The 18998-nt window shown below is 55.6% G+C and carries 18 protein-coding genes; 13 read left to right on the top strand and 5 right to left on the bottom strand.

Features of this window, described 5'->3' with window-relative positions:
- Position 1: 1 nt before the first annotated feature.
- From AC6IY8_RS00605 to AC6IY8_RS00565, 9 genes are read left to right on the top strand one after another with little or no spacing between them, the layout of a single operon-like run.
- Entirely contained in the window at positions 2–523 is a 522-nt protein-coding gene (locus AC6IY8_RS00605) for a 4Fe-4S dicluster domain-containing protein (protein ID WP_497776643.1), read from the top strand.
- Positions 523–930, top strand: a complete 408-nt coding sequence (locus AC6IY8_RS00600) for an NADH-quinone oxidoreductase subunit C (RefSeq protein ID WP_497776642.1) — start codon at positions 523–525, stop codon at positions 928–930. The genes AC6IY8_RS00605 and AC6IY8_RS00600 overlap by 1 nt, the downstream gene beginning before the upstream one ends.
- Complete coding sequence (locus AC6IY8_RS00595; protein WP_497776641.1) at positions 927–2003, top strand: hydrogenase large subunit; 1077 nt, start codon at positions 927–929, stop codon at positions 2001–2003. The genes AC6IY8_RS00600 and AC6IY8_RS00595 overlap by 4 nt, the downstream gene beginning before the upstream one ends.
- A gap of 26 nt (positions 2004–2029) precedes the next feature.
- Positions 2030–3055 (top strand): ThiF family adenylyltransferase, encoded by a 1026-nt coding sequence (locus AC6IY8_RS00590; RefSeq protein ID WP_497776640.1) that lies wholly within the window; start codon positions 2030–2032, stop codon positions 3053–3055.
- 26 nt (positions 3056–3081) lie between these two features.
- Positions 3082–3954, top strand: coding sequence for an ABC transporter substrate-binding protein (locus AC6IY8_RS00585; protein WP_497776639.1), 873 nt, complete (start codon positions 3082–3084; stop codon positions 3952–3954).
- A gap of 3 nt (positions 3955–3957) precedes the next feature.
- Positions 3958–4656 carry an ABC transporter permease gene (locus AC6IY8_RS00580; protein ID WP_497776637.1) on the top strand — a complete coding sequence of 233 codons (699 nt, stop codon included), beginning with the start codon at positions 3958–3960 and terminating at the stop codon, positions 4654–4656.
- Complete coding sequence (locus AC6IY8_RS00575; RefSeq protein WP_497776635.1) at positions 4653–5372, top strand: energy-coupling factor ABC transporter ATP-binding protein; 720 nt, start codon at positions 4653–4655, stop codon at positions 5370–5372. Before AC6IY8_RS00580 ends, AC6IY8_RS00575 begins: the two co-directional genes overlap by 4 nt.
- A complete protein-coding gene (locus AC6IY8_RS00570; RefSeq protein ID WP_497776634.1) occupies positions 5359–6585 on the top strand; it encodes a molybdopterin molybdotransferase MoeA in 1227 nt (408 codons plus the stop codon). The genes AC6IY8_RS00575 and AC6IY8_RS00570 overlap by 14 nt, the downstream gene beginning before the upstream one ends.
- On the top strand, positions 6582–7007 hold the full coding sequence (locus AC6IY8_RS00565) for a TOBE domain-containing protein (RefSeq protein ID WP_497776632.1): 426 nt from the start codon (positions 6582–6584) through the stop codon (positions 7005–7007). Before AC6IY8_RS00570 ends, AC6IY8_RS00565 begins: the two co-directional genes overlap by 4 nt.
- A 184-nt stretch (positions 7008–7191) precedes the next feature.
- Here the strand turns inward: AC6IY8_RS00565 and AC6IY8_RS00560 are convergent, their stop codons facing one another.
- Positions 7192–7587 carry a YybH family protein gene (locus tag AC6IY8_RS00560; RefSeq protein ID WP_497776631.1) on the bottom strand — a complete coding sequence of 132 codons (396 nt, stop codon included), beginning with the start codon at positions 7585–7587 and terminating at the stop codon, positions 7192–7194.
- Between the two features lie 179 nt (positions 7588–7766).
- Between AC6IY8_RS00560 and AC6IY8_RS00555 the strand changes: the two genes are divergently transcribed.
- The gene (locus AC6IY8_RS00555; RefSeq protein WP_497776629.1) at positions 7767–8264 is read left to right on the top strand and encodes an ester cyclase; all 498 of its coding nucleotides are present in this window, start codon (positions 7767–7769) and stop codon (positions 8262–8264) included.
- 90 nt (positions 8265–8354) lie between these two features.
- Here AC6IY8_RS00555 and AC6IY8_RS00550 read toward each other — a convergent pair whose 3' ends face one another.
- The 4 genes from AC6IY8_RS00550 to AC6IY8_RS00535 all read right to left on the bottom strand — a co-directional run bounded on the left by AC6IY8_RS00550 (position 8355) and on the right by AC6IY8_RS00535 (position 14682).
- Entirely contained in the window at positions 8355–9752 is a 1398-nt protein-coding gene (locus AC6IY8_RS00550) for an MFS transporter (protein WP_497776628.1), read from the bottom strand.
- 44 nt (positions 9753–9796) lie between these two features.
- Complete coding sequence (locus AC6IY8_RS00545; protein ID WP_497776626.1) at positions 9797–11119, bottom strand: malic enzyme-like NAD(P)-binding protein; 1323 nt, start codon at positions 11117–11119, stop codon at positions 9797–9799.
- Between the two features lie 279 nt (positions 11120–11398).
- A complete protein-coding gene (btsR, locus tag AC6IY8_RS00540) occupies positions 11399–12109 on the bottom strand; it encodes a two-component system response regulator BtsR (RefSeq protein WP_497776625.1) in 711 nt (236 codons plus the stop codon).
- Positions 12106–14682, bottom strand: a complete 2577-nt coding sequence (locus AC6IY8_RS00535; protein ID WP_497776624.1) for a cache domain-containing protein — start codon at positions 14680–14682, stop codon at positions 12106–12108. Before AC6IY8_RS00535 ends, btsR begins: the two co-directional genes overlap by 4 nt.
- A 172-nt stretch (positions 14683–14854) precedes the next feature.
- Here AC6IY8_RS00535 and AC6IY8_RS00530 point away from each other — a divergent pair, with 172 nt between their 5' ends.
- The 3 genes from AC6IY8_RS00530 (at position 14855) to AC6IY8_RS00520 (ending at position 18998) form a co-directional block, all read left to right on the top strand.
- Complete coding sequence (locus AC6IY8_RS00530; RefSeq protein ID WP_497776622.1) at positions 14855–15751, top strand: HpcH/HpaI aldolase/citrate lyase family protein; 897 nt, start codon at positions 14855–14857, stop codon at positions 15749–15751.
- 193 nt (positions 15752–15944) lie between these two features.
- A complete protein-coding gene (locus tag AC6IY8_RS00525) occupies positions 15945–16562 on the top strand; it encodes a response regulator (RefSeq protein ID WP_497776620.1) in 618 nt (205 codons plus the stop codon).
- Between the two features lie 78 nt (positions 16563–16640).
- Positions 16641–18998 carry a GH92 family glycosyl hydrolase gene (locus AC6IY8_RS00520; protein WP_497776619.1) on the top strand — a complete coding sequence of 786 codons (2358 nt, stop codon included), beginning with the start codon at positions 16641–16643 and terminating at the stop codon, positions 18996–18998.

Raw genomic sequence — 18998 nt, 5'->3', positions numbered from 1 at the left:
GATGCTGAAAATTTTGAAAATCATTGCTGGCAACGTGACATCCGAACCTGCCACGGTGGCTCTGCCCGGAAGCGTTCCAACACCCGCCCTGTTTCGCGGCGGGGTCGTATTTGACTACACCAAGTGCATCGGTTGCGGGATGTGCGCCTATGTGTGCGTCAGCAATGCGATCACAGGCACAGACAAAGGCAACGCCTACGCGTGGGCCTATGAGCCCGGCCGCTGCACGTTCTGTGCACGCTGCCTCGAGCGCTGTCCCGGCAAGGCGCTCAGCATGGATCCCGTCCCGGTCGAGCCATACGAGCAGCCCGGAGAGCGCGGTGTAAGTAAGCTGGTGGAATTCGATCCCTGCCCCAACTGCGGCAACCCCGTTCGCCAGCCAGTCGAGCACCTCCTCGAACAGGCATTCGAACACATCACGGACCAGACGCGGGAACTGGTGCATCTGTGCGAACGCTGCCGCCGTCGTCAATTGCAGCGCAAGATGTTCGCACCCGCTTTCGGGGACAAGGAGAAGATGTAATGAACGCCGAAAAAACCAGAAACCAGGTTGGCGGAGCGTGGGAGCAGCGCGCCGACGGTTGGTGGCTCACCGTCCCCGCCGCGTCACTGCGTGACATCTCCCGCGTCATGCTCGACTGCGAAGCTCGCTTTGCAACCATTGTCGCCATGCCTGCCGACGAGGACACCCTTCGAATCTCGTGGCATTGGGACAGCCGCGGCGTACTGCTCAGTGTGCAGTCTGCGCTGCCCAAGTCTGAATCCGTTCCCAGCATTGTCGATATCTATCCCGGCGCCGATTGGGCCGAGCGGGAAATGCGCGACTACTACGCGGTCACCTTTGATGGCCGCTCCGACACACCGACCCTCATGCTTCGCGAGGGCGACAAGCCGGGCGTTCTACTGCGCAAGAGTGGAGAGAAATTATGAGCTACCGTATTCCGATTGGGCCTTATCACATCGCTCTCGAAGAGCCTTACAAGATTGAAGTCGATTGCGAAGCGGAAACCGTTGTCGGCTCGTCTCTCAAGGTCGGCTTCAACTTCCGCGGTATCGAGTGGCTCGCACAGCGCAAGAACATTACGCAATCAATCGCGCTGCTGGAACGTGTTTGCGGCATCTGCTCCAACGTGCACTCCATGAGCTTCTGCATGACCTTGGAGCGCATCGGCAACATCGAAGTACCTGAGCGCGGCCAGCACATCCGCATGATCATGGCCGAGTTGGAGCGCTTGCACTCGCACCTGCTCTGGGCCGGAGTCGCTGCTGAACTTATCGGTTTCGAGACGCTCTTCATGCAGATCTTCCGCCTCCGTGAATCCGTGATGGACACGCTCGAATCCATTTCCGGCAATCGCGTCAATTACTCGATGAACCGCATCGGCGGCGTGAACCGCGACATTCAGGACTTTGCCAAGATACTCGAAGTTGCCCGTGACATTCGCTCAGTGACCGAAAGCGCACTGATTCCTCTGCTCACAACCGACAAGTCCATCATCGCTCGCTGCAAAGGCGTGGGTATTCTGACCAAGTCGGATGCAATCGCCTTCGGAGCCGTAGGCCCCGTGGCGCGTGCCTCTGGTGTTGACACCGACTTGCGCCGCGACTGTCCTTATCTGGCCTATGACAAGGTGGAGTTTGCCGTACCGGTTCAGCCTGACGGAGACGTAATGGCTCGCGTGGTGGTTCGCGCTCTCGAGATTATCGAAAGCTGCAAGATCATCGAGCAGGTCCTCGACCGCATGCCCACCGGACCAATCCACGCAGGCGATATCTACTCAGTCAACAGCGGCGAAGCAGTAGTGCGCATTGAGGCACCCCGCGGGGAGGTGTTCTACTATATTGCTTCGAATGGCACTGATACGGCGGCTCGGGTTAAGGTTCGTACACCCAGCTTTGCCAACATCCCGGCGGTGGCTGCCATGGTGCAAGGCAACAATCTTGCCGACGTTCCGCTGATTCAGGCTGCTGTCGATCCTTGCTATTCCTGCACGGACCGCTAGCTTTCAAGACGCTGGAGATCATTTCTATGACCGTTTCCACAGATCACGACCGCTACTCACGCCAAATCCGGTTTCATCGAATTGGTGAAGAAGGACAGCGACGCATCTCGCAATCGCGCGTTGCCATCGTCGGATGCGGCGCCCTCGGCAGCGCGCAAGCAGAGCTGCTGGGTCGCGCGGGCGTGGGTTTTCTGCGGCTCATCGATCGCGACTACATCGAGTGGAGCAATCTGCAGCGCCAGAGTCTCTATGACGAGAAAGATGCGGAAAGCGCTTTGCCCAAGGCCGCAGCGGCCGCGAACCGTCTGAAAGCCGTTAACTCTTCCATCGAGGTTGAGCCGGCGATCAGCGATCTTACGCCCGCAACAATTGATGATCTGCTGGAAGACATGCACCTCATCATGGATGGAACTGACAATTTCGAAACGCGCTATCTAATCAACGATTACTCTATCAAGCATGAGTTGCCATGGATCTACGGCGCCGCAGTTGGTAGCTACGGTCTGAAGATGCCGATCATTCCTGGACAAACCTGCTGCCTGCAATGCATGCTTGCCGCGCCCCCGGGTGGAACGCAAGAGACATGCGAAACATCCGGTGTTCTGGCTCCTATCACCGCGACCATCGCGTCTCTCCAAGTAGCGGATGCGTTGATGATCCTCAGCGGACACTCAGAGGAGGTAGCGAAGAAGATTACGATTGTAGACGTGTGGGCTGGAGACATCATGCAACTTCCGCAGCCAAAAGCAGACGCGGAATGCCCTGCCTGCGGCAAGCGGGAGTTCAGTTATCTTTCGGGTGGACACCGGAAGCCTATCAGCCTTTGCGGACGCAACGCCGTACAGATTCACGATCGCCAACGCCAGCTTAATTTGCAGGAATTGGCCAACAGGCTTCGCCCGCTTGGCCCCGTGAAGGTCAATGATTTTGCGCTGCGCGCGCAGATCGAAAATATCGATATGACAGTGTTTCCCGATGGCCGCGCGATCCTGAAGGGCACCACCGACGTGGGGATTGCGCGCAGCCTTTACGCCAAGTACGTTGGCAGCTAAGGACTGCTTTGATCAACGCAAGAAGATTGAGAGCTGCTCTCATCTGTGGCGTGCTGACATTGCTCTGCACGATGGCCACAGCCGAAGACCGGCTGCGCATGTCCACCACCACCTCGACAGAAAGCTCTGGCTTGCTGAAGGTGCTGCTCCCTCCTTTCGAAAATCATTGCAGGTGCCGGGTTGACGTCATCGCGGTAGGGACGGGAAAGGCCCTGAAACTTGGGGAAAGAGGCGACGTTGACGTGGTGCTGGTCCATGCGCGAGCTCTTGAGAACCAATTCATGGCGCAAGGCTTTGGCGTAAACCGTCGCGATGTGATGTACAACGATTTCATCATCGTCGGCCCAGCCAACGATCCGGCGGACCTCAGGCACGCGAGCAGCGCAGTTGACGCTTTCAGAAGGCTTGCCACGCGGCGTTCCCTGTTCATCTCACGTGGCGACGATTCCGGAACACATCAGAAAGAGAAAGAAATTTGGTCCGCCACCGGCATCAATCCCGCTGGTTCCTGGTATCGTTCCGCAGGACAAGGCATGGGCGAAGTCATCAACATGGCGACACAGTTGCGAGCCTACACGCTGGCAGATCGCGGCACCTACAACGCAATGCGGCATGGTTCCACCGACCTTGTGATCCTTTATGATGCCAGCCGCACATACTCCAAGCCAGGAAGACCTGCTCCCCGGCTGACCGTCGAGCAGGTTGCAGCCTTGACCGGGGCCAACGGATTGTTTAATCCTTACGGCGTGATCGCTGTAAATCCCAAACGCTTTCCTCATGTTCGGTACGATCTGGCGATGAAGTTCATCGACTACATTACCGGACCCGAAGGCCAGCGCGTTATCGCCAACTATCAGGTGCAGAGCGACCCGGTCTTCTTCACCTACAAGGGGAAATAGCCTGTGGGCTTCATCTCAGAGTCGTTGCGCATGGCGATCGCCCTCATCTTCTCGGGTGATCAGGAAGTCTTTTCCGCCGTGCTCACCTCACTCGATGTTGCACTCTGGTCGATTGTCTTCGCTACCCTCGTGGGAATGCCCATCGGCATCGCCGTTGCACTCGGAAAGTTTCCCCTGAAGAGTGTTGTGCGCTTGGCACTCAACAGCATGATGGCGATGCCAACGGTGGTGATCGGTCTGGTCGTGTATGGCTTCATAAGCAGACAAGGTCCTTTGGGCTCCATGGGCCTGCTGTTTACGCCGAAGGCCGTCATCATTGGTCAGGCGATACTCGCAGTTCCTGTGATTGCAAATTACACCCTCAGCGCCATCCACGGCTCCGATCAGGCAATTCTTCCCACGGCCCGCACGCTTGGCGCAAGCAATCTGCAATGTATGGTGCAACTGGCGCGAGAGGTTCGCTTCGGACTGGTGGCTGCGATTGTCGCGGGCTTCGGGCGCGTGGTCTCCGAAGTCGGCGTTGCTATGATGCTGGGCGGCAACATTCGCCTGTACACGCGCACCATGACGACGGCCATTGCGCTCGAGACGAGCAAAGGAGATTTCTCCTTTGCGCTCGCCCTCGGCGTTATTCTTATGCTCGTTTCCCTGCTCATCAACATCCTGCTCACCGTGGCACAGGAAGGCAGCAGCCGCGCATGAGCATTCCCAAGTACCAGCTTTCGCATGTCCGAGTCTGCTACGGCAAGACGCTCGGAGTCGCGGTTGACGAACTTATTATTCAACCGGGAAATCTGTATGTGCTTCTTGGACCGAACGGTTCCGGCAAAAGCACTCTGCTGAACGTGCTCGCATTTCTCAAGCAGCCCGAGCAAGGAACAATTTGCTTCGATGGCGCTCAGGTGAACTGGACAGGCAAGGAAAATGCGGATCTTCGCAAACGCGTCACCCTGTTGCACCAGCAGCCATACCTGTTCTCTGGCACTGTCGCCAGCAACGTGGCTTTCGGCCTGATGGTGCGAAACGCCGACAAGAATTCAGCACAGCAAGCTGTACGCGAATCCCTGGAGAAGGTCGGCCTAGCCGGATTCGAACCTCGCAATGCAAGAAAGCTCTCGGGCGGGGAGAGCCGACGCGTCGCGCTCGCCCGTGCCCTGGCCTGCCAACCCGAAGTTCTGCTGCTCGATGAGCCCATCGCACACGTAGATCGAGCCAGTGCCGCATTGCTCGAATCGCTTGTCGTCTCGCTCGCAGCCAGCGGCATGACGGTTGTGCTTTCAAGCCATGATGAGCGGCTCGGGCAGCGACTTGGAGCAGGCATCATTTCGATCGAGGATGGACAGCTTGCGGGAACAGCCAAAGAGCTTGCATCCCTGGAACACAAGTCATGCACAAAGGAACACGATGCCAACAGTTGAGGAAGCGCGGCATTTGATTCTCAGCAACACTCGCACCGTCGGCACCGAGTCCGTCGAGTTGATTAACGCCTTGAATCTAGTGGTTGCCGAAGACGTTCGTGCGCCCTTCGATATTCCGTTGTGCGACAACTCTGCGATGGATGGGTATGCCGTTCGCGTCACAGACTGCAATCCGTCAGCGAAGCTGAAAATCACGGGAACGATCACCGCGGGCTCGGACGCGATGATCCCGGTGAATGCCGGATGCGCGGTAAAAATCATGACCGGTGGAAGAATTCCTCCGGGCGCCGATGCCGTAGTTCCTTTTGAACACGCTAACCCGGAGGAGGGCGACACGGTCAGCTTCAAGATTCAGCCCGAGCCGTCGCAGCACATTCGCTTCGCTGCTTCCGACCTCCGTCGCAATGACATCGCTATCCACGCGGGCACGGTAATTCGCGCAGCCGAGATCAGCATGCTCGCGTCCTTCGGCAAGACTCACGTGCAGGTTTTCCGGAGGCCTCGCGTTGCGATCCTCTCCACGGGGGATGAACTGCTGGAAGTCGGCGAGCCCACTTCTGCAGGCAAGGTCGTTGACAGCAACAGCGTCGCGCTCGCTGTGCTCGCTGCGCAGTGTGGCGCTGTGGTGGCGCGGCTCGGCATTGCAAAGGATTCTGAAGCAAGCCATGTCGAAAAGATGACTGCCGGGCTGAAGGCCGATATCTTCATCACCTCTGCCGGGGTCTCGGCGGGAGAACGCGACTTGGTTCGCCGCGTCCTTGCGCAACTCGGCATGGAACAGGTATTTCACTCCATCGATGTTCGCCCCGGAGGCCCCACAACGTTCGGCGTGAAAGGAGGCTGCCTCGTATTTTGTCTTCCCGGCAACCCGGTCGCTTCGATGATCATTTTCGAGGAGTTTGTGAAACCTGCAATCCTGAAGGCGCTTGGATATCATCGAATGTTCCAGAACTCGGTGTCGGCCATACTGAAGGAGAATGTTTCCAAACGGGGCGGCAAGACAAAGTTCCTCAGAGTCCGGCTCGAATCCCGCGGCAAGAAACTTCTGGCGTTCAGTTCGGGCGATCAATCCACCGGCATAATGAAAACTCTGCTCAGGGCCGACGCGATTGCCGTCCTACCGGCCGAGCGCAGCAACTTCTTCGAAGGCGAAGAAGTCGAAGTACATCCGCTGTCCAGCAACGCACTCATGAAAACGGAGGAGGAGTTATGAAAGTCAGCACGAGAAACATCTTTCCCGGAACCGTAACCAAAGTTGCCAAGGGCGCTGTGAATGCCGAGGTACACCTTTCACTGCAGGGCGGCGACGAGATAGTCGCCAGCATCACGAACACCAGCGTGGACACGCTCGGACTGAAGCAGGGTTCGGCCGCGCTCGCACTGATAAAAGCCAGTTGGATCATCCTCGGCAAGGGGCTTGAATCGGCAAAACTCAGCACACGCAACGTCCTGAGCGGAACGATAACCAAGGTAGTTCCGGGGGCGGTGAACTCCGAGGTCGAAGTGAAGCTTGCCAAGGGCAGCATCCTCACCGCTATCATCACCAACGATAGCGTGAAGAACCTGCAACTCGCCGATGGCGAAAAAGTTTCCGCCGCGTTCAAAGCGTCGAGCGTCATCATCGCAGTCGAGTAGCGCAGTCGCATCCAATCTCGACACCCATACTGCCTCGCTCGGCATGAGTTGCTCGTAACTCATGCGGAAGCCGAGGCAGTACTTTTGCCAGAAAAGACCGACGTCCATTGTCAGGTAGAGAGGCCGTTGTGAACCGTCCACTTGAGATCAATGTCCATCGGTGAGCAATCGTGAATAGCTGAAATTATCCCTGCTCCACATCTGGCGTGAGCAGATTGGCATCACGGGCAAACAGCCAGAGACCATCGGCCTGTTTGCGGAAGAGCGTCATCGTGTACCCCTTCGCAGAAGAACTCTTGCCGTCACGAGTCGTAATGCGAACCGCCAGTCGAGTACGCGTCACAGCAAAGTCGCCGCTAATCAGCACCTCTTCCACATTGGCATCCGCAATGACCTTTGCGCCCTTCATTGGACCGTCCCACGCTATCCTGAATTCTCGTTTGCCGAATGGCGGCTGGCCGGGGACTATGAACACCATGTCGTCAGCAAGCATTGTCATCATGGTGTCAACGTCGGACTCGGCGGAGGCTTGCACCCATTTCTCGATCATGCAACGGATAGCTTGCTCGTCAGTAGTCATAGGATTCGAATTAATGTAACTCAAAACCGCACACGATACACAACTGGCGCACCAGATCGCGAATCGCGGGCGACCGTTACACAGCTAACTGTCGAGACCACCTGAAACTCGCAGTCAACGCCCGGCATCCGCTACCGGAGGTTCCTGTGGCAACAGCGCCCCTTTCAAGAGACAGACGCTTGGCTCGCATCGCTATTGTTGAGCAGCATGTTCGGCTTGAAAACGAGCATGACCTCGAAGGCGTACTCCGCACCTTTGGCGTAACCGCGCAATATGATGATGAGCCGTGGAACGAACATTACAAGGGACTGGATGGGGTCTGCCAGTTCTACGAGCAGTTGATGAATGCGCTTCCCGACTTGGAGATCGAAGTACAACGTCGACATGTAACGGACGACGCCATCCTCCTCGAGGTTGTCATCCGCGGTACACACCTCGCCTGCTGGCGTGGGCTTCCGGCTACAGGGCGCAGAGTCGAGTTTCCTCTTTGCGGCGTGTATACGTTTGACGGCGACGACCGCCTTGCCGGAGAAAGAATCTATTACGACCGAGGCACAGTTCTGCGGCAGTTGGGAGTTTTTCATGAACCCCAGAGTATGGTCGGACAAATGGCTATTCTCGCAACTCACCCCATCACAATTCTTCGCGCTGTCGCTCGTAAATTGTTGGGTAGATGAACAAGGCCCTTACTATGGTTCCCGCAGAAACAATAAAATACGGGAAAGCCATGGCAGCTTTCCCGTAAAGTTTGAGCAGTTCAGAGAGAGTTAGCTTACGGACCCCACCAATTCCAGCGATTCGGCGGCTTCAACAGATTCAGTTATTGCTTCGACTGGCTTGTCGGATACTCCCACTTCTTCCAGTTTGAGATCTTTTGTCTCAGCAGAGAGCAGAAGGCTTCCAAAGGTCATGGCTGCACCGATGGTAAGAATCACGGCAGGAGAGAGCCAAATGTCCTGCTTCTCAATGCGCGCAATAACCGGAATTTTGTGAGCCCACCACACGTAAACTCCGAACCATGCACCGATAATCGCGCCAGAGGAATATCCGAAGCCAACGCCGGTAGCGCGGCGACTGGTTGGGAAACGCTCGCAGAGATAAGCGGGCACTACTCCCCATGCCAACTTCAACATGCCAGCCATACAAGTACCCAAGATCGCCATCGCTATGTTATGTGACAGCGCGGCATGATAAAGCACGTAGAAAACAGGGATTCCGAATACAACGAGGAATACGCAATACCACAGTGTGAGAATCTTCCTGCCCATACGATCCGATAACCAACCGTAAAAGTTGTAGCCGAGGAAGGCCATGAACAGTGCGAATCCGTAGATGAGGCTGTAGGTCGTTGTGTCGAAACCGCGGCCCTTCAGCGTCAGGATGTTGGGCAGAAAACCGTACACAGAGTAGTCAGTAAGAAACAGACCAGTCATGAAGACGAAGACCTGCAGAAAATCCCACAATTGAGGCGGCTTGAATAGGTTGAGGAAGGGCGACTTCTCAACGGCTCCCGATTGCTTCGCTTTGTGGAATTCTGGGGACTCATGCAGGGTTCGCAAGATCCACACGGCTAGAAACACAGGGATGACTCCGGTGAAGAACGCCAAACGCCAGCCATAATTGACCAAGCCGTCAGTTCCGCAGAGTTTGGAGATGGCGGCAAAGACAAGTGAGGCAAATACGTAGCCCAATGGGAATCCGGACTGGATGAAGCCGCTGATTGTGCCGCGACTCTTCTGTGGAGCGTGCTCGATGGCAAATGTGTGTCCTACGGCATACTCGCCACCGAAGAACAGTCCCATCACGAACCGCACTACGCAGAACAACACATACGACCAGATACCGACCTGGGCATAAGTAGGCAGCAGGCCTGCGATCAGCGACATCACTCCCACGCCGCCCATCGTGATCATCAGTAACAGCCGTCTGCCAAGCTTGTCAGCGTAGTGTCCGAAGAAGGCGGAGCCCAGAGGTCGGGAGGCCATCGTGATGGAATAAGTAAAAACGATGGTCATGTACTGCCAAACAGCATTGCCTGTGGGTGACGAGAATACTTTCACCAAGATTGGCGCCATCACCAGCACCATCGCCATGTCGTAGGCATCAAGCATGAAGCCCAGAAATTGCGACAACAATGCCATCTTCGTTTGCTTTGAGAGTTGCATGGTTACCTCACCCGTTTCTTCTATTGCAAAAAGTGGATCGCGATTTAGTCGCACGCCAGTTGAGCAGTTGCGACCTCGCTTGGGGGCTGCATCTGAACAATTCGGTCAAGACGCGAAGCGAGTTGATGACGGTAAAGTTCAAGATCGAGGATTTCGCGCGCCACTCCCGTTTCCATGGCTGCTTTGGCCACAGCCACTGAAACCCATGGCATCAAGCGCTCGTCAAAGGGCGTTGGAATGATGTAGTTGGGGCCGAACTCCAGGTGCTTAAGGCCGTAAGCGCGAAGGACATAGTCCGGAACTGGCTCTTTTGCGAGTGCGGCGAGTGCCTTAACCGCCGCCATCTTCATTTCCTCGTTGATCTTCGTCGCGCGAACATCGAGCGCACCGCGGAAGATGAACGGGAATCCGAGCACGTTGTTCACCTGATTTGGATAATCAGAACGTCCCGTGGCCGTTAGCGCATCGGGGCGAACGCTGTAAACGTCTTCCGGTGTAATCTCCGGATCAGGATTGGCCATTGCGAAGACCGCAGGCGCTTTGGCCATCGACTGAACCAGTTCGCGGCTCACGCAGTTGCCCTGGGAAAGTCCGACGAATACATCCGCGTTGCGCATAGCATCGGCCAGAGTGCGCGCGGTGGTCTCGCGCGCAAAAGGCTCCTTGTACTTGTTCATGCCTTCCTTGCGGCCGCGGTAAAGCACACCTTTGCTATCACAAACAAGAACGTTTTCAGGACTGACACCCATCCGGATGTACAGAGCTGCGCAGGCAAGTGCCGAGCCACCCGCTCCGTTGAAGACCACCTTGATCTTGTCGAGCGGCTTGCCCACGACCTCCATTGCGTTGATGAGCGCTGCAGCGGAGATGATGGCAGTTCCATGCTGATCATCATGGAACACCGGGATGTTCATGGTCTCTTTGAGACGGCGTTCGATCTCGAAGCATTCAGGGGCCTTAATGTCCTCAAGGTTGATGCCGCCGAATGTAGGTTCGAGCAACTGGCACGTGCGGATAATCTCTTCGACCTTCTCGGTGTCGAGTTCAATGTCGAACACGTCGATGTCGGCAAATCTCTTGAAGAGGATGCCCTTGCCCTCCATCACGGGCTTGCTGGCCAAAGCGCCCAAGTTACCTAACCCAAGGACGGCCGTGCCATTGCTAACCACCGCAACGAGATTGCCGCGCGAGGTGTAACGAAACGCGTCCTGCGGATTCTCCGCGATTTGCAGACAAGGTTCGGCGACTCCGGGGCTATAGGCCAACGACAGATCTCGCTGGGTGGCGCAAAGCTTGGAGGGAAGTACCTCAATTTTTCCAGGGCGTCCGAAAGAATGGTACTCGAGAGCTTCCAATTTCAGGTCCATACATGCCATCCGTGTATGCAATCTCTCCTGGCCGGGGGCGGCTTTCGGAGCTAAGGCATTTAGAGTGCGTTACTTATACTTCGACTGAAGGGATGGATGTAAGACCAGAGTTGGTGAGCGGTCGCATGGCGTTACAAGCGGTCAACTGGAAAGCTGGGCGGTATCGGGAAAGAGTTGGGCGGCATTGTACGGAACATTCCCAATGTCTTTTTGCACGGAGCGGTCAGCGGAATTGACGCCGCATAAGTCAACCTGCCTTCGCGCGCACGATTGAGGACTTTATATTCCGAGGGTTTCTTTGAGCTTCTTCAGGAATCGGCGGCTGACAGGGATGGTCACTCCCGATTTCATATTGATTTCGGCGGCAAGGTTTTCCTGCAGCACGATTTCATTGACTCGATCCAGATTCACTAGATATTGCCTGTGGCACCGCACCAGGTTTGTCTTCTCTTCCAGCACCTTCAGCGTGAGTTCGGTGAAATATTCATCCTTGCCTGAAGCAATGTAAACGCCTGCAAGATCAGAGCGCACAAAATCAACGTCGGAGATTCCGATGAGTTTTATGCGATTGGTCAGAACGCATGGGATATTGCGTATCTCTGGAGTGGTATAGACCGCCGGTGTCGAGTCGGTGACATTCTCTTTTAACTTGCGGATGGTCTTCGCCAGGCGATCTTTTTCAATGGGTTTCACGAGATAGTCAAGCGCATCTTCTTCGAACGCTTGGACGGCAAACTCGTCGAACGCGGTGACGAAGACAATGCTCGGCATTGTTTCTTTGTCAATCATGCTCAACAGCTCGAAGCCGCTGACCGCAGGCATCTGCACGTCCAGAAAGACTACTTCGGGAGTCTTCTGTCGTATCGCACGTAGCGCTTCGAGAGCATTGGAGCAGGTGCCAACAATTTCAAACTCGCCCGTTTCATCGAGCAACGAGCGCAGTTCCTCCCTTGCATGCACCTCATCATCTACGATCAACGCACGGATCATGCGATTACTTCCTGTAGGGGCATACGGATTTGCACCCTTGTCATTTCGTCACTCTGGCATTGGACGCTGATACCGTACTCACCCCCGGCAAAGTTCTTAATGCGCCGATCCACCAATCGCATACCAAGACCATCGCCACCCACCTTGTTCATGTCAAAGGTTCCGGCATTGTCTTCTATTTCAATGATAACGAAACCGTCTTCTCTGGCGGCCCGGAGCTTCACCACGCCTTGGCTCAGCATCTGCGAGATTCCATGCTTGATTGCATTCTCGATGAGGGGCTGCAATGTGAACGTTGGGATCTTCATTGCGAGCAGCGACGGCTCGACCGAAACCTCAACGCTGAGCCTGTTCTCAAAACGCGCCTTTTCGATCCTCAGATAGGAATTTACGTGTTCCAGCTCTTCTTCCAGCGTTGATACATCGCCGCTGCGTTTCAGGTTCTTGCGGAAGAAGGTTGAGAGATCGATCATCAGTTCGCGAGCGCGGCTTGCATCGTTGCGGATGATGGCGATGATTGTGTTCAGTGTGTTGAAAAGGAAGTGTGGGTTGATCTGAGCCTGGATCAGCTTCAGTTCCGATCGCAGAAGCATGTTCTTCTGCTGCTCATAACGAGAGAGAAGGAGCTGACTGGATAGCAGCCGTGTGATTCCCTCTCCGAGGCTCTTGTTCATGTTGAGGAAGAAGTTGTCCTTCACCTCGTACAGCTTGATGGCCCCAATCACATCTTTGTCCACGCAGAGCGGGACGACCAAGACGGAGCCCAATTTGCAGTCCTCGGAGACAGCGCAACGATAGTGTTCGCTTACGCCATCAGCAAAGATCACTTGATTTGTCGCAATTGCCTTGCGGGTGAGGTCGGAAGAAATCCAGCGTCCAGGAAGGTGATGATCTGAACCGGTACCAACAAAGGCGCGGACCTTTTCCGTATCCGTGATTGCTACGGCGCCAACGCCAGTCTCTTCGTGGATGATTCGCGCCACCTCCGCATAGCTCTCTTCTGTAAGCCCGTTGACCAACACAGCAAGCGTCTTTGAAGCGATCTGAAATGCGCGCGCAATGCCGCGGAAATGCATTTCGGACTGAGCTCTTTCTGTGATGTTGTCGATCACGACAACTGCGCCTGTCGCGCCTTCAGAGCTTGTGACCGGAGTGACAGTAAATTCGAAGATGCCCGGTGGATTCTCGAGCGATTGAGACCAACGAACCTGCTCATGCTCTTTCAGCAACGAAATTTCAGGCCAGCGCAATGGAGCCGTCTTCCCGAATACAACGGTGAGTCCCGACTTCCCCTGACTCGCCGCGACTGACGTACCGAACCACTCTTCCGCTGTTCGATTCAGCCGTACGATGCGTTCCTGGTCATCAAGAATCACGATAGCTTCATTGACGCCGTTGAATGTTCTATTCCAATCGCCAGCAGAGCGCTGCAGTGATCCGAAGGCCAAGTGCAGCTTCGTGGCGAGGCGCAGAAATGATGAAGCAAGTCGGCCGATCTCATCCCGCGAACGGATTCGCCGAAGATCGGCGAGCACGGACTTATCCAGCACATACTCGCCCTTAGTCTCAGGCTGTTCGAGCTCGGAACTGATTTGCAAAGCGACAGATTCCAATCGCTGGAGCGGATCGGTAATGTAGCGAATGCTGAGTGCGCCGAGAGCAATGGCCAGGATCAGGGCGACACCCGAAATGCCGATGAGAATTCGCCGAGCCTCCGCAACCGGCGCATAGGCCTCCTGCTGCGTCATCTGCACAGCCACGATCCAGTCAACATTTGGAACGCGCCGCACGGAAAGGAGCATCGGAACGTTAACGGAGTTGATCGTTTCTCCGCCGCCTTCAAACCCCTGTAATGCCGCTTCCAATATCCTGTTCTTCCCGGCTTCAACGTCGGTCAGAAATCTTCGGTTATCGGGGTGTAGTACAAGCAGACGCGAACGATCGAATGCGTACAGGTAGCCGGTCTTGCCGAACTTCTGGTTGCGATAGCCTCCCAGCGCTTTATCGGTAAGAATGGCTGCGTTGCAGCCGAGGACCGCGATGAGTCTCCCATTTGTATCGCGCACCGGTGCAGTGAAGGTAAGTACGGGCGATCCGGTTTGCGAGGATCGATAGGGGCGGCTGACTACCTCTTTTCCATCGCGAATCGTCTGCTGAAAATACTCGGAAGCGGCAAAGGATTTTTCTCTGAGATCAGGGCGAGGCAGATACTCGGCCAACAACTTTCCCTGAGTGTCTAGAATGAACAACCCTTCCTGAAAACGCGGAAAGGCCTCAAACATCTTCTTCAGATGAGACTGGGCTACAGCACCGCGTCCCGTGCGAAGACCCTCAACGGGTAACGTAGCCGAAATTACATGCGATCCCCGGAGTCCTTCATCAATGAACGTCTCAATTCCCTGCGCGGCGATTTTTGCCTGTCCGTCCAGCCCTTCCAATATCGTGCGCTTGAGCGACTCCTCCTGGTAGTGCAACAGAAAGAAGCTGGCGACGAAGAGCACGATCGAGACCATAGCCGTTAGCACGGCCGTTGCCTTGGCCCCAAGGCGCACTGATGTTTTCCACTTCAACACGATAATCCCCTGCAGGCGGGTACCCTGAAATTCATCATAGACGCCAATGCTTTGTACTATTTGTGAGACTGCTCACTGAAGAGCAGATTTTCTGCCGTGGCCCGCAGAGGTCTTTCGCCTTCTCATTCAGAGGCCGACAAAAACCCGCGAATGGCGAATAATGGAGAGCACTATGCACAAGAACTTGAGAACTACTGTGCGGCCACGTCGCAGCGTGCTTTACATCCCCGGATCGAACGCCCGGGCTCTGGAAAAAGCCCGCGCTTTAGCTGCCGACGGCTTAATCTTTGATCTTGAAGACGCGGTAGCGCCGAAGGAAAAGGTGGCGGGGCGCGAACAGGTGGCTGCGGCCATGAAGCAGGGTGGATATGGGAGACGCGAGCTGATCGTGCGCATCAACGGGCTCGATACACCATGGGGCGTCGAAGATCTCAAGATGGTGTCCGAGTCTGCAGCAGACGCGATCCTCATCCCAAAAGTTGAAAGTGCAAAGATGGTGAGGGAGGTCGAAGAACTTCTTGCTGCCACGCCCGCGTCGCTGTCCATCTGGTGCATGATGGAAACTCCGCTCGGCATTCTCCACGCTGAAGAGATTGCAGCAAGCTCCGCACATGTTGCGTGTCTGGTGATGGGTACGTCCGATCTCACCAACGACCTTCACGCTGCACACACGCGCGAGCGCTTACCAATGATGATGAGCCTCGAACTCTGCCTGCTTGCCGCACGAGCCTTTGGGCTCGCGATCATCGACGGCGTGCATCTCAACCTCGCGGATGATGAAGGTTTTGGATATTCGTGTGCGCAGGGCAAGGAACTCGGCTTCGACGGCAAGACGCTTATCCACCCGAAGACAATCGCAACAGCAAACGAGGCCTTCGCCCCTTCGCCGGAAGACGTTGCTTGGTCGCGCAAGGTAATAGCAGCCCACGCTGACGCCTCGCTGACCGGCAAAGGAGTCGTTCTTGTGGATGGCAGGCTTATAGAGAACCTCCACGTCGAAGGTGCAAGGCGGCTGGTTGCCCTGGCTGATGCAATCAATGACCTTGAGACGGCTTCGCAGGCAAGATAGCCTCACACAGAATCAGTCGTCACGCTAGCTGGGGTTGAGTCGCCAGCACTTGAGGGCTTATTCCGACTAATTGCGCGCTGGCTTGTGGTGTTCACTCCGCCTTCGCGGCGTCTGCTTTGAGATGTAATGTTGGTGGTTCTAGTGGGTGGCGCATAAGATTGGGTGTTCGATATTGCTGTGGCATGGGGGAACAATGGACGGTCGAGACTTCCAGACGCGGGTTCTCGTAGTGGACGACGAACCTATCATCCTTACAACGATGTCCGCCATCCTTGAAGGGGAGGGCTTCGCTGTGCGTACCGCTCAGGACGGATTCGCTGCACTCGTGGCGCTTCGACAGACGCCGCCGGACATCATCATCTCCGACCTGCGCATGCCCAATATGTCTGGATTCGAGTTTCTGTCCGTTGTTCGGAGAAGGTTCCCGCACATCCCGATCATTGCCATAAGTGGAGAGTACGTCACGGCGGGGATGCCGCCGGGTTTGTTGATGGACGTATTTTTCCAGAAAGGCGGCTACACGCCGCAGCAACTCTTCGAGACAATGCACCGACTCATTGCCGACTCTCCGATTCGACCTCACGCGCCGAAATGCGACAAAGCCCCGCTCTGGATTCCTCGCCGGGATGCTGGCTACGTTGTGGCAGTTTGTCCCGATTGTCTCCGCTCATTCCCCGTCGATGATAGCTCTACGGGAACGGAAGTTCATCATGCGGAATGTCCATCGTGCGGAATGCATGTTGAGTACCTGGTGGACTCCGCCGTTCTGAAGATGCTGGAACAGAAGAAAAATAGGCTCCCGGAAAAATGATCTCTTCGGAAACGAATGAAGAGCGTCAGATGGATCGACTTATCTTGGCTTCGACGTACGCGGAAGAGGAGAGGACACTTGCGAATTGCACGTCTTCGTGGTGTGGCATTCATTATTTTTTCGACTCTTTTCATCACTGGACTTTCATCACTCGTAATGGCGCAAGCAGCGGCGCCTACAAGCGGCTTCGATGCTGTCGATCCCCTTATTGGCACTGGTCCGGATGGCCACACATTTCCCGGAGCGGTGGTTCCCTTCGGGATGGTACAGCTCAGCCCGGATACACAGATTCTGCCATTCAAGCAGAGTTATAAGTGGGCGGCGGGATACCGATACGAGGACACGACCATACTCGGCTTTTCGCACACGCATTTCTCCGGCACTGGACATTCCGATCTCGGAGACTTTCTGGTGCAGCCGATCTCTGGGCAAGTGCGCTTGGAGCCTGGAGAAATCAACGTTCCCTTGTCGGGATACCGAGCGCGTTTTCGTCACGAGACGGAAAAGGCTGAGCCTGGCTACTACGCAGTAACGCTTGACGACTACAGCGTGCGGGCAGAACTCACAGCGACTCCGCGTGCGGGCGTTCATCGTTATACGTTTCCCGCGAATGCTCCTACTTCCCTGCTGATCGACCTCCGCTCATCCATTTACAACTATTCGGGCAAAGTGATGTGGGCGAGCCTTCGCATCCGCGAAGATGGCACCATCACCGGAATGCGGCAGACTCGCGGATGGGTACCAGCGCGACAGTTGTACTTCGCGATGAGATTTTCACGTCCACTCACGGGACACCAGTTCTACAATCGGGAACCCGAACCAGTGGAGTACAAGGGCTTCAAACCTCCGGCGACATCGCCCAGCGATGCCGGGGCGATCGCAGGCCGAGGGCTGATAGGGGTATTCCAGTTTGGCGCGATCGATACTCCACTTGTTGTGAAGGTTGCGATCTCTCCCGTAAGCGAAGAAAACGCCATCGCTAACCTGAACGCCGAGGTTCCAGATTTCGACTTCGATGCGGTGCGCGAGCGTGCTCGCGATGCATGGCAGCAGGCACTCAATGTGGTGGACATACGGGCCGATGCGGTGACAAGAAAGAATCTCTACACCGCTCTGTATCACGCGCTGATGGCTCCAAGTCTCTCGATGGATGTTGATGGCAGTTATCGCGGCCCGGACAATCAGGTTCACAAGGCTGCAGGGTTCGACTTCGTCTCCACCTTTTCGCTCTGGGACACATTTCGTGCGGAACAGCCATTGCTAACGCTGCTCCAGCCGGAAAGCAGAACAGTCGATATTGTTCGCTCATTGCTGGACTCACAGAAGGAAAGTCCTTTCGGCATTCTTCCCGTTTGGCAATTTCAAGGGCAGGAGACGTGGTGCATGATCGGCTATCACGCAGTGCCCGAGATAGCGGATGCATATATGAAAGGGATTCGCGGATTCGACGCAGATCAGGCACTCCGTGCGATGGTCGCCAGCGCTACGTACCCTGAATATGGCCATCTGCGCGAATACATGAAGCTAGGATTTGTTCCCATCGAAATCGACAGCGAGGCCGCATCCAAGACCGTCGAATATGCGTTTGACGATTGGACGATCGCACGCATGGCACGGGAAATGGGACGGAACGACATAGCCGACGTGTTCGAGAAACGTGCGTCGAATTGGAAAAACGTTTTCGATGCGAACTCTGGCTTCGTGCGTCCCAGGAAAGCGGACGGTTCATTCCGCGAGCCATTTGATCCTGCTCGGGCCGGCGTTGATAGCGGGTTCACCGAAGGCAATGCGTGGCAGTATTCCTGGTTTGAGCCGCAGGACCAACTGGGGCTGATACAACTTCTCGGCGGTGACCAGCAGCTCGTGGCGAAGTTAGACGCCATGTTTGACGCAAAGGTCGATCCTCGTCAGTACGCAGAGGTCGAGGACATTGCTGGGATGATCGGTCAGTATGTTCACGGGAACGAACCGAGTCATCACCTTGCCTATCTGTACGACTTCGCTGGGCAGCCATGGAGAACACAGGAACGACTCAAACAGATCGTAGAGACTCAATACAGACCGGGCCCGGATGGATTGGCTGGGAATGATGATCTGGGACAGATGTCAGCATGGCTGCTATTCACATCCCTGGGCTTCTACCCGGTTTCACCCGGCTCAAATGAATATGTGATCGGACGTCCGTTCGTGGATCAAGCAACACTCCGGTTGCCGAACGGAAAGCAATTCAGAGTTGTGGCGGAGAATTTGAGCAACCACAACGTCTATATCGATGCCGTCTCTCTCAATGGTAGGCCGCTGCGCCGAAGCTTTATACGGCATGAGGAGATCATGGCCGGTGGTGAATTGCGGTTTGTGATGAGGAACACCCCAAATAGGACGTGGGCCACAGGAGTGGAGGATCGCCCGTTTTCCATGTCGAAAGCGCAGCGTTGA

The organism is Koromonas soli, from assembly GCF_059726265.1.
The sequence above is the reverse complement of the archived record's forward strand: the minus strand, read 5'-3'. Positions and strand labels throughout refer to the sequence as shown.

Coding starts and splice junctions, on each gene's coding strand:
- AC6IY8_RS00530 (WP_497776622.1), top strand. CDS start 14,855: ATGCACAAGAACTTGAGAACTACTGTGCGGCCACGTCGCAGCGTGCTT.
- AC6IY8_RS00545 (WP_497776626.1), bottom strand. CDS start 11,119: ATGGACCTGAAATTGGAAGCTCTCGAGTACCATTCTTTCGGACGCCCT.
- AC6IY8_RS00595 (WP_497776641.1), top strand. CDS start 927: ATGAGCTACCGTATTCCGATTGGGCCTTATCACATCGCTCTCGAAGAG.
- AC6IY8_RS00525 (WP_497776620.1), top strand. CDS start 15,945: ATGGACGGTCGAGACTTCCAGACGCGGGTTCTCGTAGTGGACGACGAA.
- btsR (WP_497776625.1), bottom strand. CDS start 12,109: ATGATCCGTGCGTTGATCGTAGATGATGAGGTGCATGCAAGGGAGGAA.
- AC6IY8_RS00605 (WP_497776643.1), top strand. CDS start 2: ATGCTGAAAATTTTGAAAATCATTGCTGGCAACGTGACATCCGAACCT.
- AC6IY8_RS00575 (WP_497776635.1), top strand. CDS start 4,653: ATGAGCATTCCCAAGTACCAGCTTTCGCATGTCCGAGTCTGCTACGGC.
- AC6IY8_RS00600 (WP_497776642.1), top strand. CDS start 523: ATGAACGCCGAAAAAACCAGAAACCAGGTTGGCGGAGCGTGGGAGCAG.
- AC6IY8_RS00590 (WP_497776640.1), top strand. CDS start 2,030: ATGACCGTTTCCACAGATCACGACCGCTACTCACGCCAAATCCGGTTT.
- AC6IY8_RS00560 (WP_497776631.1), bottom strand. CDS start 7,587: ATGACTACTGACGAGCAAGCTATCCGTTGCATGATCGAGAAATGGGTG.
- AC6IY8_RS00565 (WP_497776632.1), top strand. CDS start 6,582: ATGAAAGTCAGCACGAGAAACATCTTTCCCGGAACCGTAACCAAAGTT.
- AC6IY8_RS00570 (WP_497776634.1), top strand. CDS start 5,359: ATGCCAACAGTTGAGGAAGCGCGGCATTTGATTCTCAGCAACACTCGC.
- AC6IY8_RS00550 (WP_497776628.1), bottom strand. CDS start 9,752: ATGCAACTCTCAAAGCAAACGAAGATGGCATTGTTGTCGCAATTTCTG.